Source organism: Weizmannia sp. CD-2023 (genome assembly GCF_036225245.1).
Lineage (GTDB): Bacteria > Bacillota > Bacilli > Bacillales > Bacillaceae_C > Weizmannia > Weizmannia faecalis.
Genome location: NZ_JARTJQ010000036.1, coordinates 1 through 25856, shown reverse-complemented (window position 1 = coordinate 25856; position 25856 = coordinate 1). Strand labels below are relative to the sequence as shown.

Below are 25856 nucleotides of genomic sequence, written 5' to 3'. Positions count from 1 at the left end.
CCCGTTATCCATCTTTATACGGAAATATTACATCTTTTCCGAAAATTACACCGAGCAAGTAAAGCACGGTAGCCGAAAGTGTACAAAAAGAGTGTCTTGGAATACCCGATATTTAAACCTTGTCGAGAAAAACTTGACACATACCTGGTATAGAAACACATTGAATATTTTTGCTAAAACGTTCTATAATGAAGTTACCTGCTTTTTACGTTAGAAACGAGGGGGTACTTCCTTTGGATAAACCGAAATTGTGGACGAAAGACTTCATTATGATTTCTTCCACAAATTTTTTTACGCACGTTGTATTTTACTTGTTAATGACCAGTATTGCCATGTATGTCACAACCGCCTACCATGCAAGCCAGGGGATGGCAGGGCTTGCGGCGGGAATATTTGTGCTCGCTTCGCTCATTGCACGGTTATTTGCCGGGAAATATTTCGACAAAATCGGCCGCAAGCAGATGCTGGTCAGCGGATTGGTTGTTTTTCTGGCGGTGATGTTGCTTCATTTTAAAGCTGACAGTCTCCTGTTTTTGATGGTTTTGCGCTTTATCCAGGGAGCAATGCACGGCGTGATTACGACAGCGGCCGGCGCCATTGTCGCGGATATCATCCCGAATGAACGGCGCGGGGAAGGCACCGGCTATTATGCGACAAGCATGAATCTAGCGATGGCGATCGGGCCGTTTTTAGGGATTCTGATTACCCGGTTTGCCGATTTTCAGATGATCGTGCTGGTGTCAAGCATCATTGCATTCATCGATCTGATTTCTGCCATTTTGTTATCCGTTCCAAAACCGGCGCCTGCGAATGCACAAGTGAAGGAAATGGCCCGTTTTAAAGTAAAAGATTACTTTGAACCGGCTGCCGTGCCGATTTCAGGTGCAGTTTTTGCGGTTACGCTTGCCTATTCCAGCGTGCTGTCTTTCTTATCTTTGTATGCAAGGGACATTGGACTAACCGGCGCCGCCACTTATTTTTTCCTTGTATATGCGGCAGCGCTCGTCATTACAAGGCCTTTCACAGGCAGATGGTTTGATGAACGCGGGGAAAATGTTGTCGTTTACCCGCTGTTTATTTTGTTAATTGCCGGTTTCGTCCTGCTCAGCCAGGCGCACAGCGGATGGATGCTGCTTACAGCCGGGGCTTTGATCGGGATCGGTTACGGCACCGTACAGTCCAGCTTTCAGGCAATTGCCATTCAGCTTTCGCCACCAAACCGGAAAGCACTAGCAACTTCGACGTTTTTCATTTTTCTTGACCTGGCAAGCGGATCCGGTCCTTATCTTTTAGGAACAGTTGCCGGTTTGATGGATTTCCGGATGCTGTATCTTGCGGTTTCGGGCTGGGTTGTCCTGTGTATTGCCGTTTATTATGCCGTCCATGGGAGAAGAGCAGCAGCCGGCAAAAACAAAACAGCAGCAGAAAGCAAATTTTAACAGGAGGGGTCACACATGACAGAACATCATTTTCATTTAAAAGCAGACTGGCCGGGGCTTCGCAATGATACAGGGAACATTGCATGCGGAAACCTGGTAACGAAAATTTCCATTCCTCCGGAGATGGGTGGCCCGGGTGCCGGCACAAATCCGGACGAAATGTTGCTCGGGGCTGCCGCAACATGTTATATCATTACGCTGGCGGCGATGATGGAACGCAGCAGCCTGGAGAAAGACAGTTTGACAATGGCATCAGAAGGGATCGTCGATGTGACCGACGGCGTATTTACGTATAAAAAGATCATCCACCGACCAGAAATTGTGCTGAAACCGGACGCATCCGAAAGCGATGTCCGGCTCGCGCGGAAGCTCGCAGAAAAAGCCGAAAAATCATGCATGATCAGCCGGGCCATTCAGGGAAATGTGGAAATGGAGCTTGAAGTTACGGTAAAAACAGCCGGCTGACTGGAACGGCAGGCAACTGTGAAAAAAGAAAAAGGCTGCCCTGCTGTTTGGGAAGCCATTGGAAAAGTGATTTTGCATGTCAGTATACAACATATAGAACGGAAAAAGACGTTGAGGCGGTGTCCCAACGTCTTTTCTTAGCTTAGCTTTTTTGGGAGCTGCCTTCGTTTCCAGCAGCTCCTTTCGGTGAACAACTGTGTTTTTTACAATACTTTGTCCAAAAAGTCCTGTGCCCGGGTTGTTTTCGGGCGCGAAAAGAATTCATCCGGTGTGCTGTCTTCCAAAATTTTGCCGCCGTCAAGAAACAGGACGCGGTCAGCCACTTCGCGGGCAAAGCCCATTTCGTGTGTGACGATAACCATTGTCATGCCGGTTTGGGCAAGATCTTTCATGACGTTCAGCACTTCTTTGACCATCTCCGGATCAAGCGCGGATGTCGGTTCGTCAAACAGCATCAGTTTCGGTTCCATTGCCAGCGCGCGCGCAATCGCGACACGCTGCTTCTGCCCGCCGGAAAGGCTGTCCGGATATGCCTCTTCTTTTTCGGTCAGGCCGACTTTTCTCAACAATTCCCGGGCTTTTTCTTCGGCGGTTTGGCGGTTCATCTTTTTTACTTTCATCGGCGCGTAAGTCAAATTGTCCAGGACCCTTTTATGCGGAAAAAGATGAAAGTGCTGGAACACCATGCCGATTTCTGAACGGACTTTCATCACATTCGTTTTCTTATCGGTGATTTCTTCCCCGTCAATCCAAATCCGCCCTTTTGTCGGCTCCTCCAGGAAATTCAGGCAGCGTAAAAAGGTCGATTTTCCGGATCCGGACGGGCCGATGACAACGACGACTTCCCCTTTTCCGACCTCTGTTGAAATGTCTTTTAAAACTTCATTATGCCCGAACTGCTTATGGAGATGTTCGACTTTAATCACTGTATTTCATCTTCCTTTCTACTTGTTTGCCAAGCATGGTGAGGATAAAGACAAGCACCCAGTAAATCGCAGCGACAAACAGCAGCGGTTCAAAATTGTGATACGTTTGCGCGCCGACAACCTGGGCACGGCGCATCAAATCGAGATAACCGATGGTCGATACAAGGGCGGACTCTTTTGTCAGAGAAACAAATTCATTCATCAACGCCGGCAAAATATTTTTCATCGCCTGCGGTAAAATCAAGTCTTTCATCATTAAATAATACGGTACGCCGAGCGCCTGAGCAGCTTCGGTCTGGCCTTTGTCCACCGCCTGGATCCCGGCCCGAATGATCTCCGATACATATGCCGCAGAGTTTAAGCCGAATGCGAGAATAGCGGATGGAAACGGCTGGATATCGTAACCGGTCAGCTGTGGAATGGCAAAATAAATGAGCATCAGCTGCACAATGAGCGGCGTGCCCCGGAAAATTGATGTATAAATATCGCCTATCCATTTCAATGTTTTAATATGAGAAATTTTAAAAAGGGCAAAAATCGTGCCGAGCACAAACCCGAAAAGGATCGCAAAAAATACAAATTTTAAAGTTACCCATATTCCTTTTAAAATAAAAGGAATATAAGGCACAATTTGGCTGAAATCCAAATTCATGCCTTACACCTCACTTTGTTTGTTTTGAAAAAACAGCGCCCTGCTCAGCAAGGCGCCTGCATGCATTACTGTTTGTCAAGTTTCCATTTCTTTCTCAGCTCGTCCAGTTTCCCGTTCTTTTCCGCTTTTGCCAGCACTTTGTTGACTTTCGCCGTCAATTTGCTGCCTTTTGGCAAAGCAACGGCCATACCTGGTGAGCTCGAGGTCGGGTCGTCAAAGCCAACCAGGTTTTGCTTCTTGATATAGCCTTCTGCGACTGATTTATCAAGATAGGCTACTTGAATCCGTTTTGAAAGCAATTCTTCAATTAAGTTTGTGGAGTTGTCCAGCTTTTTGACCGTAAAATTGTACTTTCCTTTCAGCTTGTCCGCGCCCTCTTCCTGAATGGTGCCGAGCTGGACGCCGACGGTTTTGCCTTTCAAGTCATCCAGTGTCTTGACGGGGGAACCTTTTAGCGTAACAAACATTTCCCCTGAATGATGGTACGGGGTGGAGAAGTCAACGTTTTTGGCACGTTCTTTCGTTGCGGACATCCCGGAAAGGACCATGTCAACACGGTGCGATTGCAGCGCCCCGATCAGTCCGTCAAATTTCATATCTTTAATTTCAAGTTTGTATCCCAGTTCTTTTGCAATATACTTGGCGAGATCCGCGTCAAATCCGACCACATTTCCTGCTGTGTCTCTTGTTTCAAACGGGGCAAAGTCGGCTGAAGTGCCCATGATGAGCGTTTTTTCTTTTTTCGTATTACTTTTGCTGCTGTTTGTTTGGCCGCAAGCTGCCGCAATCACCATTGAAAATACAATTGCGATGCCTAACACGATCTTTTTCACAATGTTTCCCCCTATGAATATATCAGTCTTGGTAAGTATCTTTATTCAACAAAATGTATTTTAACACGTTGTGCAATGTTTGAAAAGATCCCTATTTTAAAAATAAATGTCATTTTTTAGCTGTTTACCGGTATTTTTTTAACGTTTTCCGCAAACTCGCTTTTTACTTTTTCCAAAAGTTCCTGGTTTGTGAGAAGGTCAAACCCGGTCATAGCCAAAGCCAGCGCGCCGCTCGATAAGATCTGATGTGCATTGTCCGTAACCGTCATATCGGCAAATGCTTTTGTATGCGCGACAAGCCCCGGGGCATCTAGGCCGATATACGGGTGGATCGCCGGCACGACATGGCTGACATTGCCCATATCAATGGATCCGTATGAGGTTTTTGGCGGATTGACTTTTTTCATTTTTGTTTGTAAAAGGTTTTCCGTGAACATTTTCGACAATGTCTCGTTTGTGATCATATTGTCATAGCTTAGTTCGTAATTGGATATTTGCACGGTGGCACCGGTCATCATTGCAGCACCCTGTGCGATTCTTTTCACCTTTTCAACCACTTCGTTTAAAACCGCACGGGCTTTGGCGCGTACATAAAACTGGGCCACAGCCTTATCAGGGACAATGTTTGCGGCAATGCCGCCTTCTTTGATAATGCCGTGGATACGGACATCGGAAGTGACATGCTGGCGGAGTGCATTCACGCCGTTAAACAGCTGGATCACTGCGTCGAGTGCGTTAATGCCGTCTTCCGGGTTCGATGCCGCATGGGCTGATTTCCCACGAAAGTCAAACTGGATCGCATCCATGGCAAGCGACTCACCGCTTTCATACGACTCATCGGCCGGGTGGACAATCATCGCGGCATCGATCCCATCGAAAATACCCTGTTCCGCCATCGCAACTTTCGCACCGTTCGTTTCTTCTGCAGGTGTCCCGAGCACCACCACGCGGCCGCCGGTTTCGTCAATCATTTTGCTTAAAAGCACACCCGCACCCGCGCTCATCGTTCCGATCATATTGTGGCCGCAGCCGTGGCCGACACCCGGAAGCGCATCATATTCGCATAAAAAGGCAACTGCCGGTCCCGGTTTTCCGCTGTCATAAACTGCTTTAAAAGCAGTCGGCCTGCCGACAATTCCTTTTTCCACTGAAAAGCCGTGTGACGCAAGGAAGTCCGTGAGTAATTTCATTGACTGGTATTCCTGGTCGCCAAGTTCGGGGTGATGGTATAAGTCGTCGCTCATTTCCCAAAGCTTGGACTCAATTTGACTCAGATGCTGTCTAAGCTGTTCCTTCATTGGATGGCCCCCTTGTATTGTTCGTGTGCGCCAAAGTTAATATTTATAAATAATATGTTATAAATATACATCACCTTTCCCATTCGGGCAACCCCTTTTTTTATAAAAAATACAAAAAGACCCCATCTTGCTTTCAGATGGAGCCTTCTTCGTCATATAAACTACTGCTATTCATGAAATGTTCCAGCCATACGGTTTGCAAATGTCCCGGTGCTCACCGGCACGGGCACAGCAACCATGCCGGCCGTCGCGGGGGCCGTAGATTTGCTGGATGTCCCGTGGCTTTTTTGCAATATGCGGGCTTCCTTATGCCATCATTTTGCAAATATCATTTGAAAATGCAACCGGGTCTTCAATCTCGAGCCCTTCAATCAGCCGCGCCTGGTTATACAACAGGTTTGTATAAAGCTTGCATTTGTCCTTGTCATGGGCGAACGCCTCTTTTAATGCGTTAAATACATCATGATGGATGTTAATTTCGAGCACTTTATCGGCTTTTACATTTTGTCCGTTCGGCATTGCGCTCAACACTTTTTCCATTTCAATCGACACTTCGCCGTCCGTTGTAAAGCAGACCGGATGCGATTTTAAGCGGTGCGAGGCACGGACATTTTTCACTTTTCCGTCCAGTGTCTCTTTCATAAATGCAAAGAGCTCTTTGTTTTCTTTTTCCTCGGCATCGGTTTCTTTTTTGTCTTCCGTTTCAAAACCGAGATCGCCGCTTGATACGGACCTGAATTCTTTTTCCTTATAATTCATGAGCATCTTGATCGCAAATTCATCGATGTCTTCCGTAAAGTAAAGGATTTCGTATCCTTTATCAAGCACAAGTTCCGTCTGCGGCAATTTTTCAATCCGGTCAATCGACTCACCGGTTGCGTAATAAATGTATTTTTGGTCTTCCGGCATGCGGCTTACGTATTCATCAAGCGTAACAAGCTTTTTCTCTTTTGAAGAATAAAACATCAGGAGATCCTGCAAATCTTCTTTGTGCGCGCCAAATTCATTGTACACCCCGAATTTCAACTGGCGGCCGAATGATTTGAAAAATGCTTCGTACTGCTCGCGGTTTTCTTTTAAAAGGTTAGCTAGTTCACGCTTGATTTTGTTTTTGATATTTTTCGCAATCAGTTTTAGCTGACGGTCGTGCTGGAGCATTTCCCGCGAAATGTTCAGAGACAGGTCTTCGGAGTCGACCATCCCTTTGACAAAACTGAAATAATCCGGTAAAAGATCCGGGCATTTTTCCATAATCAGAACGCCATTCGCATACAGTTCCAGCCCTTTTTCATATTCCGGCGTATAATAATCGAACGGAATTTTTTCCGGAATGTAAAGAATTGCATTGTAACGCACGGTGCCGTCAACTTTGATGTGAATATGCTTGACCGGTTTGTCAAAGCCGTAATGCTTTTCCATATAAAATTGCTCATAATCTTCATCTGTCAGCTCACTCTTGTTTTTGCGCCAGATCGGGACCATGCTGTTGAGCGTTTGTTCTTCTTTGACCTCTTCGTATTCATCATCGCTGCCCTCTTTCAGGCGCCTTTCCGTTACATCCATTTTAATCGGGTAGCGGATAAAATCGGAATATTTTTTCACAATGGCCCGCAGCCGGTACTCTTCCAAATACTGATCGTAGTCTTCATCCTCTGTGTTTTCTTTCAGCTTCAATATAATATCCGTACCGTTGCCGTTTTTTTCGCACGGCTCAATCGTATAGCCTTCCGCACCTTTCGACTGCCATTTATAAGCCTGATCGCTCCCCGCAGCCTTGGAAATGACGGTAATTTCATCTGCCACCATGAACGCCGAGTAGAAGCCGACGCCGAACTGGCCGATAAGATCATACCCGTCTTTCATTTCATTGTCATGTTTAAAAGCGAGCGAACCGCTTTGCGCGATCGTGCCGAGGTTTTCTTCCAGTTCCGTCTCCGTCATGCCGATCCCGGTATCAGAAACAGTCAGCGTCCGGTTTTCTTTATCCGGGGTAATTTTAATGTAGTAGCTGTCTTTATCAAATGTTAAATTTTCATCTGTCAAAGCTTTGTAATAAATTTTATCAATCGCGTCGCTGGCGTTGGATATCAGCTCACGCAAGAAAATTTCTTTTTGCGTGTAAATCGAGTGGATCATCATGTCGAGAAGCCGTTTGGATTCTGCTTTAAATTCCTTTACCGCCACTTCGATCTCTCCTTTATATGTATAGATGATGGCAATGTCCCTTTAGCACTCCTAACACCAGAGTGCTAACATCTTATTTTTTAGCACAGCACCGCTTGTTTGTCAATGAAACAGTGGCAGAAATTGTCCTTTCCAACTGCCAGGGGTTGTTCTATAATTAATTACTGACATCTAAATACGGGCTTGGGCGATGGAAACAGGTGAAATTCCTGTACGGTCCCGCCACTGTGATGGAAAAAATTTTCCTAAGTCAGATCTTTCTCCCAAGCTGTCGGTTTATTTGAAGCCTACGAGGTATAGGCGAAAAATTTTTGCCCTTGTATACCTCTTTTATACAAGGGGTTTTTTATGAAAGGAGAGCGGTAATGGTGGGAAAAAGTGCAAGAAGACTCTTTCTGGGAATTGTTTTTGTTTTGGCATTTGCAGTTCCAATCCACAGTTTTGCAGCAGTATCTGTCTGCAAAGATATAAAGGATACGGCATCATATTTTAAATCTTCCGCTTTAAACTCGGATTTTGCAGTAGCCGCACTGGCAAAGGAGAATTTGCTAACAGCCCATGAGATAAAGCAGTACCGGAAAGTTTTAATAAACCGGGTGAGAGCCAAAGGCAAAGAGTTAACCGGTACGGAACTCGTTAAGACCATCATTGCTCTAAAAGCGATTGGAGAGGATCCGGAAAACTTTCAAGGAGAGAATTTGATCAAACGCGTATACGATACGGCGGCAGAAAGCTCGGTAACCGGATATGCCTATGATTTAATCGCTTTGAATACGGATAATTATGAGATTCCGAGTGATGCACCGAATACTCCTGCTAAAATTGCAGCAAAACTGGTTGATGCGGAACTTCCGGACGGCGGTTGGAGCTGGAGTTTGACCGCCAAAAATTCGGATGTTGACTCAACCGGCATGGTACTGACCGCGCTTGGCACTTATCAGGATAAACATGATAAAGATGTGAACACGGCAATCCGGGATGGCATTAAATACTTGAAGGCAGCAGAAAAAGAAAACGCCAGCTTTGACAATTCGTGCACAACCGCCCAGGCCATCATCGGTCTTGTCTCTGTCGGCGTTGACCCGTCAACCGATGATTTTGTTAAAAAAGGCATGAATCCAATTTCTGCGCTCAGCACCTATAAAGATGCCAAAAACGGCGGGTACAAGTGGCAAACGGCAAGCGAATCTTCAGATAGCTTTTCAACAGAACAGGTTTTCCAGGCCCTTGTCGCCTATGACCTTTTTCTCAAGGGGGATACCCTGTATAACTTCCGGAAAGTAAGCAGCTCCTATTCTGCCTGTACAGACGCAACCGATTCGGGTGCCGGGGACAAGGATTCGAGCAGTAGCAATACCGGGAGTAAAGGTAGCGACAATTCTCCAAATAATAATGGGACTGGCAAAACCACCAGCCAAAGTCCAGCTGCTGCCGCTGCAAAAGTGGTTGAAAAGCATGCGAAAGAAGTCGTCACCAAAACGAATACGATTACGAAAGATCATACAATTACAAACAACAACACCATCACAAAAACCAACACGGTAGAAAAGCCAGCTGCAACTAAAAATCAAACGCCGGCAAAAGCAGAAAAAGTTTCACATGCAAAAAAAGAGGACAAGCCTGCAGCTGCAACTGACCAGGCAACCCCTGCAGAAGATGTGCAGCAAGAGCCGAAAAAAGTCGTTATTACCAAAACAACGGGTATTTCTCCTGTGCACGGCTGGGTCGGTTCCCTATCTGCGGGTGCAGGCGTCATCCTGCTAATCATCAGTAAAAAATTTCTGGGGGTATGAGCAGGAATGAAATATAAAAGCATGATCATTGATAGTATTGCCGTCTTATTGATTGCATTCGGCGCCTGGTTTTTGATCGACGGTTTCCATTTTGAATCGAAAACCGTTAAAACCTATTCAGAAACAACACAAGTTGCAAACACTGCAGCAAAGGAAAAGAGTACGGCAGCAAAAGAAAATACATCCGGAAAGAAAACGGACGACGCTGGCAGTATCAAAACGGATGAAAAAAGCAATACGGGCGGATCCGGAAGCAACGTGAAAGATTCAGCCGCTCGTTCCAAAAATACTGAGGCTAAAGCTTCGACAGACAGCAAAACGGATGAAACACCTGCCACAAATACAAAAACGGCGGTCACATCCAGCACATCAACAAAAACGACAACTGGGGCTTCTTCGTCCGGTTCCAATGACAGCCGTGCTTCCGACAACACGGGAGCCTCATCTAAAGCAAAGGCCGAAACGGTTTCTTTAACGGTAAAGGGCTATAAAGGGCCAGTTTTCGGCGGCAAATACAGTTATAAAAGCGGAGACACAGCATTTTCCGTTTTAAAAACAGCTACCGCTTCTGAAGGTGTAAGCGTCGATTATTCCGGATCCGGTGCAACGGCCTATGTAAAAGGCATTGACGGCCAGTATGAAGGGGATCAAGGCGGCATGAGCGGCTGGAAATATAAAGTAAACGGAAAAGAGCCAAACGTTTCCGCAGGGACGTATAAATTAAAAGCCGGCGATCAGGTTGTCTGGTTCTATTCTAAATAGGAGTGCATAATATGGGGAATCAGCCGCTTGAAAAAAAGAAGTCAGCGAAGAACGCTTCACGGCTGACAAGGAGAATGGCGCTTCTTGCCATGCTAGCCGCACTGAGCGTGGCCGGACGGATTTTGATGGCGTCAATCCCGAATGTCCAGCCATGCACGGTGATCATCATTTGCAGTTCTTTTGTTTTCGGCATCCGCTTCGGTTTGGCGCTTGCGTTTTTAATCGTTTTCGGTTCCGATATGTTTCTTGGCATGGGGTTGTTTGCGATCATGCAATTTCTTGCGTGGGGGAGTATCGCGGTGCTTTCCGGTCTGCTCGGCAAGAAAGAGTTATACAAAAAAATCCCGCATCTCGTGTTATGTTTGTATGCAGCTTTTACCGGCTTCCTGTTTGGCTTTATGGTTTCATTAAATTATTTGTTTATCGGCGGGCCGTTTGCATTTTGGACATACTACCTCGGCGGGCTGTTGTTTGACAGCTACCATGCCGCGGGAAACTTCTTCTTTTATTTGATCTTAGGGCCGATTTTGATCAAACTGATTACAAAAGAAAAAGCACGGATAGATCGTATTTAGCCCAAGGCTGCCTGTTTCATGCAGGCAGCCTTGTTTGGGTGTTGTGATAGGGATGGATAAAATTGGCAACAAAATGACATAGTAAATTACTTGAAGATTGGCAACGTTTTTAAGATTATACGATTTCATTTATATATTGCATTAATTGTCTTATACTGCGAGTCTTTCGAGCTTCCATTGAATTGCACAATAAACACTAGCACCTCCTTAGTATCCATCAAAGGAGGTGCTGTCCTGTACTTATCAAAATTATACGTACTGATTACCCAGTTCTTCAATCTGTAATTGATATTCCCGCACAAAAGCCCTGGCCATCTTGGTAACTCCCGTAAAATCATTGTTTTCCGCAGGCTTCAACAAGCTTCCGCCAACGCCAATCATTCTGCATCCTACCTTTATCCAATCCCCCATATTATCCAGGTTTATGCCGCCCGAGGGCATAATTTCCAGTTGTGGCAAAGGTGCTTTAACATTTTTCACAAAAGCCGGGCCGACAATGTTACTTGGAAACAATTTAATTATTTCCGCACCTGCTTGCATTGCTTCTTTCATTTCATTAACAGTCATACACCCAGGGAAATAAGGAATTTGATAAAGATTACATAGCAAAGCAGTACCCTTATCAAAAGTTGGTGAAACGATAAATTCTGCTCCAGAAAGATGTGCGATTTGGGCAGTGGTGGAATCAAGAACAGTGCCGGCCCCTATCAATATATCACGTCGATCTTTATATTTCTCTGTAATTTTTCTTATTGCGAAATCCGCGTTAGGGACCGTAAATGTTAATTCAATATTTTTGATCCCGCCTTCAATCAAAGCATCTGTAATTGGGGCTTGCTGAATAAGCAAAATTTCTAGATTTGGCAAGGATGCTCACGGCTTTTGCTTAAATTGAATGCAAGGGTTTTATAAAAAATACAGGGAAAAACTTGCACTTGAAACGCACCCTATGTGAAGGAAGGCCTTCATTTTTCTGCGCTTCCTTAACATAGACACCCTCTATGTGAAGAAAGACCTTCGTTTTTTCGTGCTTCCTTAACGTAGACGCGCCCTATGTGAAGAAAGATCGTCCATTTTCCTCGCTTCCTTCACCTAGGGATTGCTGAGAATAAGCAAAATTCCTAGACTTAGCAAAAATTTAAGTTTGCACTTGAAAGCTGATTCAAAGTATAGAGCAGACAGAATCGCATTTTCAAAGATGGTTTCTTCTATATTTTTAGATAAATCTTGTTGACAAATTGGGTACAAACTCAGAGTCGGATTCGTTCAGCAAGTCCTAATTAGGGTTTGCTGAATAAACAAAAATTCCAGATTTGACAAGGATTTTTCCGTCTCCCCTTATGCCCCGGCAGTTTCCTCCGCGTTCCGGTTAATAACTTCAATGATGCCGGGTCGTCCATATTGTCTTCAAAAATCCCGGCAATGCTGACGACGGTTTTGAACGGTTCCTGCCATCGCTGCCTCTCTTATTCGCACCGTAAAAATGTCCATCATAATCACGCAAGCCGGTACACGACAAATTTTTCGTATGGATTATGCTCATATAAAAGTGTTAGCGGGACTTCGAGCTTTTTTTCAAATGGCGTATGGTCTTCAAGGAAGTAAATATAGTCCTGTGACGGATAATATAAAATAATGTCTGTTTCCCGGTGTGCTTCTTCCACCGAGCGTAAAATATTTTGCACAACCTTCATAAAGATTTGTACGGAAAACGGATTAAAAAAGTAAAAACGGTTGTCTTCCGGCAGTATCTTATAATTTTCGGCAAGACAGCATATAAAACGAATACGGGCAGGCTGGACAGGGAATTTTCTCTCATAGCGTTTCTTATTTTCGAGGGCTTCCCGGTACAACCCTTCATTCATTTCAATGCCGGTCACAGTTGCACGAAACAAATGATGGATATAAAAATTGAGCCGCCCTTTGCCACAACCGAAGTCTACCACATGGTCGCTTTTGTCCAGTTCATAATGATCGAACAATTCATCAAGTGCATGATAAGGCGTCGGCTCATAACGATTGTAATGCAATGATGCATTAAACCCTTTCTGCTCACCGGTTGTTTTTATATGTAAAATTCCGTCAAAGTAGGCATCGTTCATTGTTTCGCTCCTGTTATTCTTGATAAAAACCAGCCTGCCGTTTATAAAGGGGCAATTGCCTGTTCCAGCCTGTACGGTGACAAATCCAGTTCTGTTTTCCGGCCGAGTGCAAGCCTTGCAAGCTCTGCGCCGAGAAAAGGGCCGGCCGTTAAACCGGATGCCCCGAGGCCGTTTGCACAAATAAGCCTTTCGTAACCGGGCCAAGCACCGATCACCGGCAAAAACCCCGGCGTGAACGGCCGAAATCCGACTTTCACATCCATAAGGGACGCTTCAGCCAAGCCCGGTGCAACCGGCAGCACTTTGCTTAAAACTTCGTGGATCCCGCCGGCTGTGGTGCGCAAATCAAAAGCTTCCGTGTTTTCATGGGTGGCGCCGGCAATGATACGGCCGCCATCGAATGCCAGCAAATACTGATCATTCGGCGGCATGACGACCGGCCAGCTGCTTGTGTCCATACCTTGCAGTTTTAAATGGAGAATCTGTGCTTTTTGGTGGCTGACTTGAAATGCCGCACCGAGCGGTTGGAACAAATCTTTTGCCCATGCACCCGCTGCCACAATCGTTTTGTCCGCATGCAGCGTATGGCTGCCGGCTTCAACCCCGATGACTTTTCTGCCTTCCACAAGCAGCCTGGCACTGCCTTGAATGACTTTGGCCCCGCGTTTGCAAGCAGCATTTAACAGGCAATTGCGCAATGCCTTCCCGTTTACGCGCGCGGCACCGCCTGCATAGACCGCACTGAACCGTTCGTCTAGAATCGGGAACATGTCATGCGTTTCGGCCGCAGACAGGCGTTTCACTTCCCCGATTTCAGGCGCATCTTCCCTTCGCTTTAACGCGCGTTCCTGCATTTTATCGAGCTTTTCTTCATCTGTATGTATGCTGAGGGCGCCGGTCCGTTTATATCCGGTTTCCGTTTCCCCGTCTTTTTCCAATTGGGCAATTAAATCAGGGTAGTATTTTGCACCTGCTTTTGCGAGCCGGTACCAGTTTTTGTTGCGTCGCTGCGACAGCCATGGGCAAATGATTCCGGCAGCCGCCTCTGTTGCCTGCCCTGGGTCAGCCCTGTCAACCAGTGTAACAGCTGCGCCCGCTTTTGCAAGATGATATGCAGCAGAAGCACCGAGCACTCCGCCGCCAATTACAACATAAGATGGCATAAGTCACGCCTGCTTTCTGTAAAATAAGATTTGCTTTGTATATGAAGTAAAATCCTCAAGATGTTTCTCTATGATTTGCTTTAAAATATCCAAATCAATAGCCTGGTCATCGTGAACAGCGATATTCCGAAACCCAACCATTGCCTTTCATTTTGCGGCCGTTTCTTCATTGATTACTCCGTTCGCTTTCAGCAGATCAAAAGCCTCCCTGCCCGTCTGCGGAAGCCCGAGCTGTTCTTTTGCAGTAATATGCATGGCCAAGTCAATCGATGCTTCACAGGCACGCAGAATATTGAGAATGATGGAGTCCTGTTTCGTAAAATCCTCCAAACTTGCAGGAGAGCCGCTGTACACTTCCCGGACACGTTTCAGACAGCGCTCAATAATACTTATCTTATTGAAGACCACTTCATCTTCCATACATAGCCCCGCTTTCTGCAATGTTTTTTAAGATTTCGGCACGTTCCTCGTTTAGCTTTGCATACAAACTATATGCCAGCATGCGTTTTACATTCAGTGCATTTTCATTTTTTATATCCATAACGATGCCGGTTGCAAAAATCTGCGCCTGAAATACAGTAGACGCATGGTTCAGGTCAATAAGATCCACGTCCTTATTTAATCTATCTGCAAGTTCCTGAGCATACAAAAAACATTCATAGGGTGTCATCATGCCGCCTTCTTTGTAAAAAGCGATGTCAACATTACTATCCGGCCGGGCATATCCTTTTGCATACGAACCGAACAAAATGATAAAATCCGGATCTATTTTCTATTTTAAAAAAGCAATGATTTCCCTCCGCAAGTTCGGCGCCCCCCTACACGGTACTCATCCCTATTATACGAACAAGTCGGCAAAAAAGCGAAAAATCCCCGTTCAAACGGGGATTTCCATTTCCGCCAACGTCATAAAGTTTTTTCCACGCTTATTTCAACGACATATCCAGGACCATCCTGCCCTGTATTCTGCCTTCTTCCATTTCTTTAAACACATCTCCCACTTCTTCCAGTCTGCGCGTGTGCACAACCGGGACGACTTTTCCTTCCGCCCCGAACATAAAGGCTTCCTCAAGGTCTTTTCTCGTGCCTACCAAAGAGCCGACGACTTCTATTCCGTCAAGAACCGTCTTCACAATTTCAAGATCCATTGTTTCCGGAGGGAGCCCGACAGCAACGACTTTTGAAACCGGCCGTACAGAGTGGACAGCCTGGTTAAAAGCCTGTTTTGAAACAGCCGTTACCACTGCAGCATGCGCGCCGCCAACTTCTTTTTGGATCCATTCAGCCGGATCGCCTTTCATTTTGGAATTAAAGGTGAGATCAGCACCGACTTCTTTTGCCAGTGAAAGTTTGTCGTCATTGATATCGATCGCAATGACTTTCGCATTAAATACATGTTTGGCGTACTGGACAGCAAGGTTACCAAGACCGCCGGCTCCATAAATGGCAATCCATTCGCCCGGCTTCACATCTGCGACTTTAATGGCTTTATAAGTGGTGACACCTGCGCAAGTAATGCTCGTCGCCTGCCTTGGATCCAGCCCTTCCGGCACTTTTACGGCGTAATCCGCTTTGACAATGCACTGCTCTGCCATGGCTCCGTCGACACTGAAGCCTGCATTTTTCACATCACGGCAAAATGTTTCATTTCCCGTTAAACAGTACTCACAATGCCCGCAGCCTTCAAAAAACCAGGCAACGCTTACACGATCGCCCACTTTAAGAGAAGTGACACCATCCGCGACTTCCCTGACAATGCCGACTCCTTCATGGCCGAGAATGCGTCCCGGCACATCGCCAAAGTCGCCCTTTGCCACATGCAGATCCGTATGGCAGACACCGCAGTATTCGATATCCACCAAAGCTTCCCCATATTCAAGTGGACGCAACTGCACATCTTTGACCTCTACCAGTTTTTGCTTATCAGAACTGACGACTGCTGCTCTCATGCGCATCCCTCCAGAACATATTCGTTGGATATTTCGCAATCTTGGTTTTATTATAATGGCTGCTCTCTGGGCGATCAAGATTTTTTGAAAAATTTTATGATTTTCCCTCTTCGTATATGTCTAGCTTACCTTCCTTGAAACAGGGTATAAATATAGAAACCTTTCTGCCATACTGCGATGAGAAAATAGGTGAGTACGTATGAATATGGACAAGCTGAGTCAAGTGACACCTGGTGTTTACAAGATTGAAGAAAATTATGTTGGCGAAGCCATGAAGAACCTTCGGGAAAACCAATTGATCATTCAAGGCGATATTTTTTGGCACAGCCATGAAACAAAAAAAGTGAAACTGTTGAAGCGTGCCAGTTATTTAGTCGGATACAACCCGTTCATGAAAATGGATTACGACTATTTAATAGAATTAAAAAGTTTGCTGGAAATTTTGCTTGAAGACAAAGATCCTGACCTCGTCCACTGCATAATTAAAAATGCCAGATGGATTACAAAAGATTATATATACACGATCACGGATAACAAAATCAATATTGAAGTGAACCTGACTTAGCTTTCAAGGCAGGACCTTTGTGAAGGTTTTTACAAAGCAGGGGGCCGGGAACTTCTGCACCCCGCGTCGAATGATAGATCATGAAAGGGAACGCAGGCAAGACAGGGCTTAAAAAATTTATCTTACTTGGATGAACAGACAGGCTTGGCATTTTACCCAAGCCTGTCTTCATGATATAAAGTGGAATAAGCTCCGGATTTTTAAAACACTGAAACAAAAAATTTATCATTTTTTGCATGCTTGCCGTTGTACCTTTTGGCCAAACGCTTAGATTTGAACTTACTTTAGCAAAAACGCATAGGCCTGGCGGTTTAACCCCAGGCCTGCTTTTAGGATATAAAGTGAATCAGGTTTTGGTTTTTTAAACCACCGAAACAAAAAATCATTATTTTTTTATGCTTGCCGTGTACCCTTTGACCAAACACTCAGATTTGAACTTACTTTAGCCACAATCCCAAAGGCTTGGCGGTTTAACTCCGGGCCTGCTTTTAGGATATAAAGTGAATCAGGTTTTGATTTTTTAAACCACCAAAACAAAAAAAACATCATTTTTTGCATCTTTGTCGTTGTACCTTTTGACCAAAAGTTCAGATTTGAACTTACTTTAGCCACATCCCTCTGGCTTGGCAGTTTAACCCCAACCCGGGGACTATCTTCATGATATAAAGTGAAATAAGCTTTGGTCTTTTAAAACACGAGAACAAAAAATTTTTCACTTTTTTGTTTGCTTGCCCCTCTACCCTTTGGTCAAATGTTCAGCATTGAACTTACTTTTGCCAAAACCCATAGTCTTGGCAGTTTAACCCCGTGACTGTCTTCATGATATAAAGTGAAACAAGCTTCGGTTTTTTAAAACGCTGAAACAAAAAATTTAACTTTTTTTCTTGCTTATCGGTGTACCTTTTGGCCAACTGCTCAGCTTTGAACTTACTTTTGCCAAAACCCACAGGACTGACAATTTAACCCCAGAACTGTTTTCATGATATAAAGTGAAATAAGCTATGGACTTTTAAAACACTGAATCAAAAAATTTATCATTTTTTTGCAGAACATTTTAACAGGGCAGACGAAAAACATCCAAATTACCAAACGTTATCAGCGGTCTGTGAGATTGGCGGTATTAAGAACTGCACTTATATTCGGTATCATGAAGTAAACATGACTCAGTTTTTCCGGTTACACCCTCCAAATTTTTTTACAAAGCAGTGAATATCTGCAAGAAATTATGAAAGCGGAAACAAAAGGGCGTATACTTAGAACAACATAGAATGGAGGTGTTTATTATGGCAAAATTACAAGGAAAAACTGTACTTATCACCGGCGGATCGCGGGGTCTTGGTGCGGCAATGGCCATTACGTTTGCAGAAGCAGGTGCAGAAAATTTGATTCTAGGTGATGTGTTGCTGGAAGAATCAAAAGAGATTGCCAGAAAGATTAAAGAACAATTCGGAACAAACGTCCTTCCGATTCAGCTTGACGTAAGCTTGGAAGAAGATTGGGGAGATGTGATGGAAACAATCCGGAGAACTTTCGGAAAGCTCGACATTCTAGTCAATAATGCTGGCATCAATAAGCGGGCCAAGTTTGCCGATTGTGAGCTTGAAGATTGGAACAGGGTCATTGCCGTTAACCAAACGGGTGTCTTTTTAGGCATGAAGCACGCCTGCCAGCTGTTGAAGGAGCAGCCGAAAAGCGCAATTGTGAACGTGTCTTCGATTGCCGGCCTGACCGGTTATTTTGCTGTGCCTTACACTGCAAGCAAATGGGCAATCCGTGGGATGACAAAAGCTGCCGCAATGGAATTCAGTGATTGGGGCATCCGCGTTAACTCTGTCCATCCGGGATTTGTTTACACGCCGCTGACGCAAGCTGCAAGCAAAATGGTGGATGCTTTCAATGAAATCACAGCCCTTGAGCGTCCGGGCGAACCTGAAGAGATCGCCAAAGCCGTTGCCTTCCTGGCTTCTGATGACGCTTCCTACATCACCGGCGCCGAACTGGCAGTGGACGGGGGAATGACAGCAGGAGGCGGTCCAAGACATGTCGTAAAAAATTTGAACTTGCTTTAGCCCCACTGGCCTGGCAGTTTAACCCCGGAACTGTCTTCATGATATAAAGTGAAACTAGCTTCGGTTTTTTAAAACACTGAAACAAAAAATTTTCATTTTTTTGTTTGCTTGACGTGTATCTTTTGGCCAACCGCTCAGATTTGAACTTACATTTGCCAAAACCCACAGGCCTGGTGGTTTAACCTCAGGACTGTCTTCATAATATAAAGTGAAATAAGCTTTGGACTTTTAAAACACTGAAACAAAAAAATTTTTCATTTTTTCACGCCTGTCGTTGTAGCCCCTGACCGAATGTTCAGCTTTGAACTTACTTTTGCCAAAACCCACAGGCTTGACGGTTAACCCCGGACCTGTCTTCATAATATAAAGTGAAGTAAGCTTCGGATTTTTAAAACACTAAAACAAAAAATTATCATTTTTTTGTTTGCTCGCCGTGTACCTTTTAGCAACGCTTAGATTTAAACTTACTTTAGCCAAAACCAACAGGCCTGTTGGTTTAACCCCGGGCCTGTTTTTAGAATATAAAGTGAAACAGGTTTCGGTTTTTTAAACCAACAAAACAAAAAAATTTATCATTTTGTTACGCCTCTTTTTAAGGTCTTGCAGGTACAATATGCCTTATTTTTTCAGTGTGGGAACGATGCCATCCTGCATAAGCTTTCCTGATTGTGATTTTGGCATCTTCCAGTATAGATCCAACTGTATTGCAGTTTTTCTCAGGGAAGGGAAGATGTTGTCCTAATAAAAGATTCATGGATATAGCCGCTCGGATCTGGTTCAAGGGCGGTTCGATCTTTAAAAATCCTGATAAAAAAAGGAAAAACGGTTTTGGTTCACCTAATAATTCTCAAGTTCTTCATCCAAGTCTTTTTTTAGTCTTTCTGTATCTACTACGACTGAATCAACGTTATTCCAAAATATGGATGGCTTAATACCGTCTGATTTCATCCCAGGTAACCATTCGTTCATAAATTCATAAAGGTCAATTTTTTTTGCATGGTACTCTTTCCATTCTTCTACTGCACATTTTTGTGCAAATTCTTTTTTCGGCCAAAAATTTACAAGCGGACATCCGTTATCATCCTTAGACATCGCCCAACCATCGTGGTATAGTCCCCAAACTTCTTCATAATCAACACTCTTTTTAATAAAATATTCATATCTTTTAAACGCTTGGAGTGTCAAAACTGCTTCAACTTCTTTTGAATTCATAGATTCCACTCCTTGTTAATTTTCAGCTTTTTCCATATCCGTCATGCTTATGCTGTGTTCGGTGATCATTCGATCAAACAATTTCAAGAGCCATGGGGGAAATGATCCGTGAAAAAAAAGCCATAACAATTTTAGCCATGGAAGAATGATGGCGCGCTTTTAACCCTTCGACCTTGTTTATGCACTTTCATCGTTTGGGTTCATTTTCTTATTTATGGCGTCCATCCCAAATTCATTCAGGACTTTCTTAAATTTGTCCAGTGAGCTGGAATAATTTGTGTTAACCAGTATCGAAAAATTCTCTCTAATTAACCGGGCCCCGTATTGTTTACTTCCGCTCATGTAAATCGCAATCCCTTTTATAAAAGACAATTCAATCACATCGAACATGACACTTTTTGGTGTATGGCTATTTAATACTTGATTGCAGAGCAATAATGATTTTTGAAAGTCCCTGTTTTTTAAGAAGTAAAATGCTAGGGCCGAAATAAATGACGTAAAAATTTGATAGCCAGTCTCCATCTCTTTATATTTTTCAATGGAACGAAAAATACCGTTGCTGATTCTTTCAACGAATTGCTTAACAAGGAAAAATAAAATGTATTTCAGCAGGGTCAATTCATATGTACACCAATCATCAACTTTTAAGAGATATTCTTTAACGGGTTTAATGATTTCACTGATTTCTTCATTCTTATCTTCCATTCTTAATATATGGGCTTTGCAAATACAAAAATAATGATGATACATAAAGTCATTTGAGATGAGATATTTTTCATAAATCTTTTCTTTCAGCGTTTTAAGCGTATTTACATCATTAGTGTTTAATGCTTCCTGCACATCCCGGATCACTTTCCATGAACAGTTATGCGAATAATTGTTAGAAATATATAAAAACTCCTCAATGGGGACATCAGTATATCTAAAATGTTGATCACGTCTTTAAAGGTTGGCTCAGAATTTCCTCTTTTGATTCTGGATAACTGTGATTGGGACAATAATATCCTTTTTTCAAAAAAAGATTGAGAAATTCTTTTTCCTGTACGTATTTGTTTGATGACACTCCCATATTCACTCAAAGATCCAACCCCTCTCTTTTATGATGCATATATACATATTATCACGTCATCAACATAAAACAATAATATTTTGAAAAGTCATGGTATGATGTCTCCACAACGAGAGGAGAATGTGAAATGAAACAGAATGTAACCTTTGTATCTGGAAATGTCTCAACAACGGAAAGAATGTCATCAAAAGAAAAATGGATTGTTTTTAGTTTCTTTTTAGCCGTTTTTATTGTCGGTCTGGATTCCTTTATTATCTCACCTTTGTTAGCCGTTATCGGAAAAGGTCTGCATACAACTACGCAAGGCATGGGATGGGCCGTAACATTATATGCCACTTTTTATGCAATCGGAGCGCCGATCATTGCTCCCTTTTCTGAAAAGTCAACACGGAAGAAAATGATCATGGCAGGGCTGGCAGTATTTACAATGGCAACCATCTCATGCGGATTTGCTAATCAATTGTGGTTCTTTTATGCCGCAAGAGCCTTAGCCGGATTGGGAGCTGCCATGTTTACTCCGAATGTTTACGCCTATATCGGTGGGAATTTCAACAGGGAACAAGTTGCTAAAGTGATGGGGATGGTCATGGCAGCATTGTCCCTTTCAATTGCCGTAGGTGTCCCAATTGGTTCTTTTATAGCAGGTTCTACCAGTTGGAATTGGACGTTTTGGATTTCGGGAATTATTTCTTTGATTGCTTTATTCATTATTATGGTGAGTGTCAAAAAAGATATCCCGTCAAATAGGGCAGCCAATCATAATATTTTCAAACACTATCAAAATATCATTGCAAAAAAGCAAGCATGGCTCGGATTATTTATGATGTTGTTTTGGATGTATAGTTTCTATGCAATTTATACTTTTTTAGGTGTTTACATCGAGAACACATTTTCACTATCCACGAATCGTATCGGGTTGGTTTTTATCGCTTACGGCTTAAGTAATTTTGCAAGCTCATTTTTTGGGGGATGGATCAGTAAACCTTTAGGGATGAAAAAAACCATTATTCTTTCCGGACTTGTTTGTACTGTTCTTTACCTATTACTCGCCTTAACCAACCATAGCATAGTCCTATTTATTATTGTCTTAGCTTTAGTGGCATTTTTTCAAGGGGTAGGGGTTCCCCAATTAACGACTTATAATGCTGTAGTTTTACCGGAAAGCCGATCGACCATGACATCCTTGAGCAACTCGTTTTTATATCTCGGGTTAACCCTTGGTTCCAGTGTAGGCGGATATCTGATCCAAAGTTATTCCTTTCTGGTTCTTTCTATTGTTTCAATCGTTTCGATATCAATATCAGTCTTCATTTCGAAAGCCGTCTTAGCTAAGAATTTATAGGAGAACTCGCGGGTTTCTCTGTTAGCTCAACAATGTATGTACAGCCTGCTTACTTGATGACGTTGTGCGAAAGGAAAAATTAGTTGCTGCGATGCATGTTGAACGAATCTTAACCGAGTATAAAGCATTATAGGAATGGGGGTAGCTATAGAACCGGGTGGGAAGGCATAAAATAATGAGGAACTCGATTGTTGGAATAGTCTTCTAGGATAATCACCGGATTACAAGGTCCGCTGTAGAGATTGGTTCGAGCTCCACTTTGGATATGGAAGAAGACTGGAGAGACTTTGGTTGCACATACTACATAGAAACTGTTATTCTATATTATGAATAATTTAAATTATTGTAAAGGAGATCATTTTTATGTCTAAAGTTGCAATTGTAACAGGATCAGCTGGTGGGTTAGGAAAAGGTATTGCAGAAAGATTATGCTCAGATGGTTTTAGTGTTGTTGTTCATGATATTAACGAACAACTATTAAATGAAACCGTCAACGAATTTAAAAATAAAGGTTATGATGTTATTGGCGTCAAAGGTGACGTGTCTAAACGAAATGACCAATTTAATCTTGTTAAAAAAGGTGTTGAGAAGTTTGGCCATTTAGATGTATTTGTAAATAATGCTGGAATTGATGCAGTATCCCCATTCTTAGAAATTACAGAGGAACAGCTGAATAAGCTCTTTAGTATTAATGTAAATGGCGTTGTTTTTGGTACTCAAGCAGCAGCCGAACAATTTATAAGCCAGAAATCAAAAGGGAAAATTATCAACGCATGCAGTATAGCTGGACATGAATCCTATGAAATGTTGGGTACATACTCAGCTACGAAACACGCAGTTAAATCCTTTACTCATTCCGCTGCCAAAGAGTTAGCCAAATATCAGATTACAGTGAATGCATACTGCCCAGGTGTCGCTAAGACAAAAATGTGGGATCGAATTGATGAAGAAATGGTCAAATATAGTGATGATTTAAAACCTGGTGAAGCATTTGAAAAGTTTTCTTCTGAAATAGCATTAGGAAGATATCAAACCCCAGAAGATGTAGCAAACTTAGTTTCATTCTTAGCATCAGATGACGCTGATTATATAACAGGACAAGCAATCTTAACAGATGGTGGACTTGTATATAGATAATAAAGGTAAGCTATTACTTACTGTATATTAAAATCATAGGGGAAGCCGCGTCATTGCAAGATGGCTTCCCCTATGACTGACAATAATGTCGTCAACGTTCGGACAAATATTGCCGTCAATTTTTCGGCATTTTAAAGTGTCAGTGACAATATGAGGTTTTTCCTACCTTTTCTTGTGTTGTTAACTTATTTTTTAATGTTGCACCTCAAAAGGGTACCCGTTATACAGTAACAGGTACCCTTTTCTTCTCAGCTATTTTTTGGTGGTACCAGCGATTGGTAAGCTATCAAGTGGTGACCTGTGAATGGGAGAAAATGAGGGAATGTAATTGGATGAATTGTGTGACCCAACTTGTCTGAAGACTAAACCCTTCTCTCTAATCATCATGATGCAAAGTTTTCATGTGAGACACAAGGGGTTTTGGCGGACCTTCTATTCAATCCGTATCCAATGGAACGTTACTTGGACAAGCTGGTTAGAATTTGATTGAGGGAAGGAAAACGATTCAACTAAAGGAGATGGATAAATGATACATATTCTATTTGGTGCAGCAGCTTCAGGCAGCTTGAAACATGCATTAAGGAAAATGGGCCTTGATAAGAAGGATAAGGTCATCTCTTTTTGGGATATATTTTCCATTGGCCCCATTTATAATTTAAATGAGGAAATCGGCGTTAAATCCAGATTTAAGTGGATGGAAAAGTGCATGAGCGATGAATTCGATGAAATTCCGAATTATCTCAAAGAATTTAAAAGATCACTCCATCAGATCAACTCAGTAGCTGATGGGGAGCATGCGATCATTTGGGTCGCTGATAATGCACACGAACAAGTAGGATTGCGATTCGCTGTGTATCTATTAAAAGATAAAAATATGGATATAACCGTTATAAACACGACAAAGGAGTATGAAAAACGATTCCCGGTAAAAAATGTAAAATATACATTGCTTCATTCAGGCGAAATGATCCCTGAAAAGTTCCAACACATATATGAACATGGGGCTGGAAATCTGATGACGGACCATGATAGAACAGGTTTGAAAAAAGAATGGCTTAGTATTGCAGAAACCCGGGAGACTTTAAGGATCTGGCAGAATGAAAAAATATGTAGCGTTTCTGAAGACTATTTCGATGAAGTTATTATCGACAAAGTAAAAAAATTGCATGGTAAAGGCAAGGAAAGAAAATTTATAAATTCGTCCAGGGTCATTGGCGAGGTAATCGGGCATTTAGACCAATACGTGGGGGATACATTTCTTGAATATCGCATCAGAAAGCTAATTGAAGCTGGCGTATTCGAAACGAAAGGCCGTCTTGAAGCGATGCGGTTTTACAGCATAAGACTTAAATGCTGACATGATGGATGCAAAGTATAAGCTGCTTTCTGAACGGAACCCAGACTAGGAACGCCGCAGAATCATAACATAAAAATGTTCCCCGTGATCTTGCACAAAAACTGCATTAGAGAATCGGATTCTAAAAGGGCAGGATGGATTACCAGCAATAGAGGAAACAGAGATCTTTTTTCCTCTTTCCAAACTGGCCTTTATCCTCTAATGATTCCATGAAAACCCCTTCCCCGGTTTTTCCGAGGAAGGGGTTTTCGTATACCCAACTTTTGTGAATTAACGCGGCAGCCTTGCCCGCCTGTCCGGAATCGGGTCCATTGCTCCTTCTGCACTATTTTGATACCAATACGCAACGGTTGACACGTCATCTTCCCTTTCAAATAATTGAATGTCATCATTTCCTATTTGCTGTAATGTTACTTTCAAATTTTCTTTAAACGCAATGGGATCCAGGAGATGCCACCGGTATAATCCATGCCGGGGCAATCCGTCGTCACCAAATGCATGAACCGCATTCAGTTTGCCGGTTTCAAAACGGTCTCTTGTAGCATCCCGATTGGAATGGAATGGATAGCCCAAGAATAATGTTGAGTAATTTTTTGCAGAAGGTCTGCCATATAGATCCTTCTGATGAAAAGCCCAGGCTCCCCCGAAATAATCTTCTGTTCCTGTAGAAGAGATGGTGGGATACTGTTCGTCGCCATCAATATAAAATTTAAATTCACCTTCTCCCCACCAATATCTTTCCAAAGCAGTCAGAGCAAGAAAAGTTCCCACATAATATCCATGTCCATGAATATTGTCAATTACCACATAATCTTTTTGTAATTTGGTTTGTCTTTCCCGATTCCAATATGCATGGAAGTAAAGTACATCATTATCCAATTCATCTACTAAATTATAATTAATGGTATAAAAGAAGGATGAAATATCTTTAGGATGCTCATTTGTAACGCATATTCCGCACGTA

Annotated in this window: 24 protein-coding genes, 1 pseudogene and 1 riboswitch; of the genes and pseudogenes, 10 read left to right on the top strand and 15 right to left on the bottom strand. The window is 43.1% G+C overall.

All coding sequences use genetic code 11. The features are described 5' to 3' along the window. The first annotated feature begins 233 nt into the window (after positions 1–233). Together P9687_RS04975 and P9687_RS04970 are read left to right on the top strand one after the other, a co-directional pair. Positions 234–1439 carry an MFS transporter gene (locus P9687_RS04975; RefSeq protein ID WP_035189318.1) on the top strand — a complete coding sequence of 402 codons (1206 nt, stop codon included), beginning with the start codon at positions 234–236 and terminating at the stop codon, positions 1437–1439. A gap of 15 nt (positions 1440–1454) precedes the next feature. Continuing rightward, complete coding sequence (locus P9687_RS04970) at positions 1455–1904, top strand: OsmC family protein (RefSeq protein WP_035189317.1); 450 nt, start codon at positions 1455–1457, stop codon at positions 1902–1904. A gap of 203 nt (positions 1905–2107) precedes the next feature. On the opposite strand, the gene P9687_RS04965 is transcribed toward P9687_RS04970, so the two are convergent. From P9687_RS04965 to htpG, 5 genes are all read right to left on the bottom strand, one after another. Then, entirely contained in the window at positions 2108–2830 is a 723-nt protein-coding gene (locus P9687_RS04965; RefSeq protein WP_014096964.1) for an amino acid ABC transporter ATP-binding protein, read from the bottom strand. Next, positions 2823–3482 (bottom strand): amino acid ABC transporter permease, encoded by a 660-nt coding sequence (locus tag P9687_RS04960; RefSeq protein ID WP_014096963.1) that lies wholly within the window; start codon positions 3480–3482, stop codon positions 2823–2825. The genes P9687_RS04965 and P9687_RS04960 overlap by 8 nt, the downstream gene beginning before the upstream one ends. A 65-nt stretch (positions 3483–3547) precedes the next feature. Beyond that, positions 3548–4315, bottom strand: coding sequence for a transporter substrate-binding domain-containing protein (locus P9687_RS04955; RefSeq protein ID WP_014096962.1), 768 nt, complete (start codon positions 4313–4315; stop codon positions 3548–3550). 116 nt (positions 4316–4431) lie between these two features. Then, positions 4432–5613, bottom strand: a complete 1182-nt coding sequence (locus tag P9687_RS04950; RefSeq protein ID WP_168985664.1) for a M20 family metallopeptidase — start codon at positions 5611–5613, stop codon at positions 4432–4434. A gap of 306 nt (positions 5614–5919) precedes the next feature. Further along, entirely contained in the window at positions 5920–7797 is a 1878-nt protein-coding gene (gene htpG, locus P9687_RS04945; protein ID WP_017552271.1) for a molecular chaperone HtpG, read from the bottom strand. Positions 7798–7962: 165 nt separating this feature from the next. Further along, positions 7963–8110: riboswitch (adenosylcobalamin (AdoCbl) riboswitch) on the top strand. A gap of 52 nt (positions 8111–8162) precedes the next feature. Here htpG and P9687_RS04940 point away from each other — a divergent pair. Genes P9687_RS04940 through P9687_RS04930 form a run of 3 tightly spaced genes read left to right on the top strand, consistent with a single transcriptional unit; the run spans position 8163 to position 10927 of the window. Beyond that, positions 8163–9590, top strand: coding sequence for a terpenoid cyclase (locus P9687_RS04940; RefSeq protein ID WP_035183378.1), 1428 nt, complete (start codon positions 8163–8165; stop codon positions 9588–9590). A gap of 6 nt (positions 9591–9596) precedes the next feature. Then, positions 9597–10352 carry a DUF4430 domain-containing protein gene (locus P9687_RS04935; RefSeq protein WP_014096958.1) on the top strand — a complete coding sequence of 252 codons (756 nt, stop codon included), beginning with the start codon at positions 9597–9599 and terminating at the stop codon, positions 10350–10352. Between the two features lie 11 nt (positions 10353–10363). Beyond that, positions 10364–10927 (top strand): ECF transporter S component, encoded by a 564-nt coding sequence (locus P9687_RS04930; protein ID WP_014096957.1) that lies wholly within the window; start codon positions 10364–10366, stop codon positions 10925–10927. A 249-nt stretch (positions 10928–11176) separates the two neighbouring features. Here P9687_RS04930 and P9687_RS04925 read toward each other — a convergent pair whose 3' ends face one another. The 6 genes and pseudogenes from P9687_RS04925 to adhP all read right to left on the bottom strand — a co-directional run bounded on the left by P9687_RS04925 (position 11177) and on the right by adhP (position 16141). After that, the gene (locus P9687_RS04925) at positions 11177–11794 is read right to left on the bottom strand and encodes a bifunctional 2-keto-4-hydroxyglutarate aldolase/2-keto-3-deoxy-6-phosphogluconate aldolase (RefSeq protein ID WP_168985665.1); all 618 of its coding nucleotides are present in this window, start codon (positions 11792–11794) and stop codon (positions 11177–11179) included. 629 nt (positions 11795–12423) lie between these two features. Next, entirely contained in the window at positions 12424–13029 is a 606-nt protein-coding gene (locus tag P9687_RS04920; protein ID WP_061565433.1) for a class I SAM-dependent methyltransferase, read from the bottom strand. Between the two features lie 41 nt (positions 13030–13070). Next, positions 13071–14192 carry an NAD(P)/FAD-dependent oxidoreductase gene (locus P9687_RS04915; protein ID WP_061565434.1) on the bottom strand — a complete coding sequence of 374 codons (1122 nt, stop codon included), beginning with the start codon at positions 14190–14192 and terminating at the stop codon, positions 13071–13073. A 3-nt stretch (positions 14193–14195) separates the two neighbouring features. After that, positions 14196–14612, bottom strand: a pseudogene (gene hepT, locus P9687_RS04910) (type VII toxin-antitoxin system HepT family RNase toxin). Further along, entirely contained in the window at positions 14602–14961 is a 360-nt protein-coding gene (gene mntA / locus P9687_RS04905) for a type VII toxin-antitoxin system MntA family adenylyltransferase antitoxin (protein WP_328228492.1), read from the bottom strand. Before mntA ends, hepT begins: the two are co-directional and overlap by 11 nt. 157 nt (positions 14962–15118) lie before the next feature. Continuing rightward, positions 15119–16141 carry an alcohol dehydrogenase AdhP gene (gene adhP, locus P9687_RS04900; protein WP_168985666.1) on the bottom strand — a complete coding sequence of 341 codons (1023 nt, stop codon included), beginning with the start codon at positions 16139–16141 and terminating at the stop codon, positions 15119–15121. Between the two features lie 199 nt (positions 16142–16340). On the opposite strand from adhP, the gene P9687_RS04895 reads away from it, so the two are divergent. Further along, positions 16341–16706 carry a hypothetical protein gene (locus P9687_RS04895; RefSeq protein WP_168985667.1) on the top strand — a complete coding sequence of 122 codons (366 nt, stop codon included), beginning with the start codon at positions 16341–16343 and terminating at the stop codon, positions 16704–16706. Between the two features lie 1283 nt (positions 16707–17989). Then, positions 17990–18775 (top strand): SDR family NAD(P)-dependent oxidoreductase, encoded by a 786-nt coding sequence (locus P9687_RS04890; protein WP_168985669.1) that lies wholly within the window; start codon positions 17990–17992, stop codon positions 18773–18775. Between the two features lie 837 nt (positions 18776–19612). Here P9687_RS04890 and P9687_RS04885 read toward each other — a convergent pair. The 3 genes from P9687_RS04885 to P9687_RS17300 form a co-directional block, all read right to left on the bottom strand. Continuing rightward, a complete protein-coding gene (locus tag P9687_RS04885; RefSeq protein ID WP_017551571.1) occupies positions 19613–19987 on the bottom strand; it encodes a DUF2750 domain-containing protein in 375 nt (124 codons plus the stop codon). Between the two features lie 177 nt (positions 19988–20164). Next, the gene (locus tag P9687_RS04880; protein WP_328228873.1) at positions 20165–20875 is read right to left on the bottom strand and encodes an Rgg family transcriptional regulator; all 711 of its coding nucleotides are present in this window, start codon (positions 20873–20875) and stop codon (positions 20165–20167) included. After that, positions 20836–21066, bottom strand: coding sequence for a helix-turn-helix domain-containing protein (locus P9687_RS17300; protein WP_168985671.1), 231 nt, complete (start codon positions 21064–21066; stop codon positions 20836–20838). The genes P9687_RS04880 and P9687_RS17300 overlap by 40 nt, the downstream gene beginning before the upstream one ends. A 117-nt stretch (positions 21067–21183) precedes the next feature. Here P9687_RS17300 and P9687_RS04875 point away from each other — a divergent pair, with 117 nt between their 5' ends. From P9687_RS04875 to P9687_RS04865, 3 genes are all read left to right on the top strand, one after another. Next, positions 21184–22398 carry an MFS transporter gene (locus P9687_RS04875; protein ID WP_211161896.1) on the top strand — a complete coding sequence of 405 codons (1215 nt, stop codon included), beginning with the start codon at positions 21184–21186 and terminating at the stop codon, positions 22396–22398. Positions 22399–22761: 363 nt separating this feature from the next. Continuing rightward, the gene (locus P9687_RS04870) at positions 22762–23535 is read left to right on the top strand and encodes an acetoin reductase (RefSeq protein WP_014096948.1); all 774 of its coding nucleotides are present in this window, start codon (positions 22762–22764) and stop codon (positions 23533–23535) included. A gap of 526 nt (positions 23536–24061) precedes the next feature. Then, a complete protein-coding gene (locus P9687_RS04865) occupies positions 24062–24892 on the top strand; it encodes a DUF1835 domain-containing protein (RefSeq protein WP_035189307.1) in 831 nt (276 codons plus the stop codon). Between the two features lie 270 nt (positions 24893–25162). On the opposite strand, the gene P9687_RS04860 is transcribed toward P9687_RS04865, so the two are convergent. Beyond that, positions 25163–25856 (bottom strand): glycoside hydrolase family 172 protein (locus P9687_RS04860; RefSeq protein ID WP_328228491.1); only part of this gene is annotated, 694 nt, incomplete at its 5' end.

Bases quoted from the DNA above. Each gene is read 5' to 3' on its own strand.
- P9687_RS04930 (WP_014096957.1), top strand. From the start codon at position 10,364: ATGGGGAATCAGCCGCTTGAAAAAAAGAAGTCAGCGAAGAACGCTTCA.
- P9687_RS04890 (WP_168985669.1), top strand. From the start codon at position 17,990: ATGGCAAAATTACAAGGAAAAACTGTACTTATCACCGGCGGATCGCGG.
- P9687_RS04915 (WP_061565434.1), bottom strand. From the start codon at position 14,192: ATGCCATCTTATGTTGTAATTGGCGGCGGAGTGCTCGGTGCTTCTGCT.
- P9687_RS04865 (WP_035189307.1), top strand. From the start codon at position 24,062: ATGATACATATTCTATTTGGTGCAGCAGCTTCAGGCAGCTTGAAACAT.
- P9687_RS04895 (WP_168985667.1), top strand. From the start codon at position 16,341: ATGAATATGGACAAGCTGAGTCAAGTGACACCTGGTGTTTACAAGATT.
- P9687_RS04875 (WP_211161896.1), top strand. From the start codon at position 21,184: ATGAAACAGAATGTAACCTTTGTATCTGGAAATGTCTCAACAACGGAA.
- P9687_RS04870 (WP_014096948.1), top strand. From the start codon at position 22,762: ATGTCTAAAGTTGCAATTGTAACAGGATCAGCTGGTGGGTTAGGAAAA.
- P9687_RS04940 (WP_035183378.1), top strand. From the start codon at position 8,163: ATGGTGGGAAAAAGTGCAAGAAGACTCTTTCTGGGAATTGTTTTTGTT.
- P9687_RS04920 (WP_061565433.1), bottom strand. From the start codon at position 13,029: ATGAACGATGCCTACTTTGACGGAATTTTACATATAAAAACAACCGGT.
- P9687_RS04950 (WP_168985664.1), bottom strand. From the start codon at position 5,613: ATGAAGGAACAGCTTAGACAGCATCTGAGTCAAATTGAGTCCAAGCTT.
- P9687_RS04960 (WP_014096963.1), bottom strand. From the start codon at position 3,482: ATGAATTTGGATTTCAGCCAAATTGTGCCTTATATTCCTTTTATTTTA.
- adhP (WP_168985666.1), bottom strand. From the start codon at position 16,141: ATGAGAGCAGCAGTCGTCAGTTCTGATAAGCAAAAACTGGTAGAGGTC.
- P9687_RS04970 (WP_035189317.1), top strand. From the start codon at position 1,455: ATGACAGAACATCATTTTCATTTAAAAGCAGACTGGCCGGGGCTTCGC.
- P9687_RS04935 (WP_014096958.1), top strand. From the start codon at position 9,597: ATGAAATATAAAAGCATGATCATTGATAGTATTGCCGTCTTATTGATT.
- P9687_RS04885 (WP_017551571.1), bottom strand. From the start codon at position 19,987: ATGAATTCAAAAGAAGTTGAAGCAGTTTTGACACTCCAAGCGTTTAAA.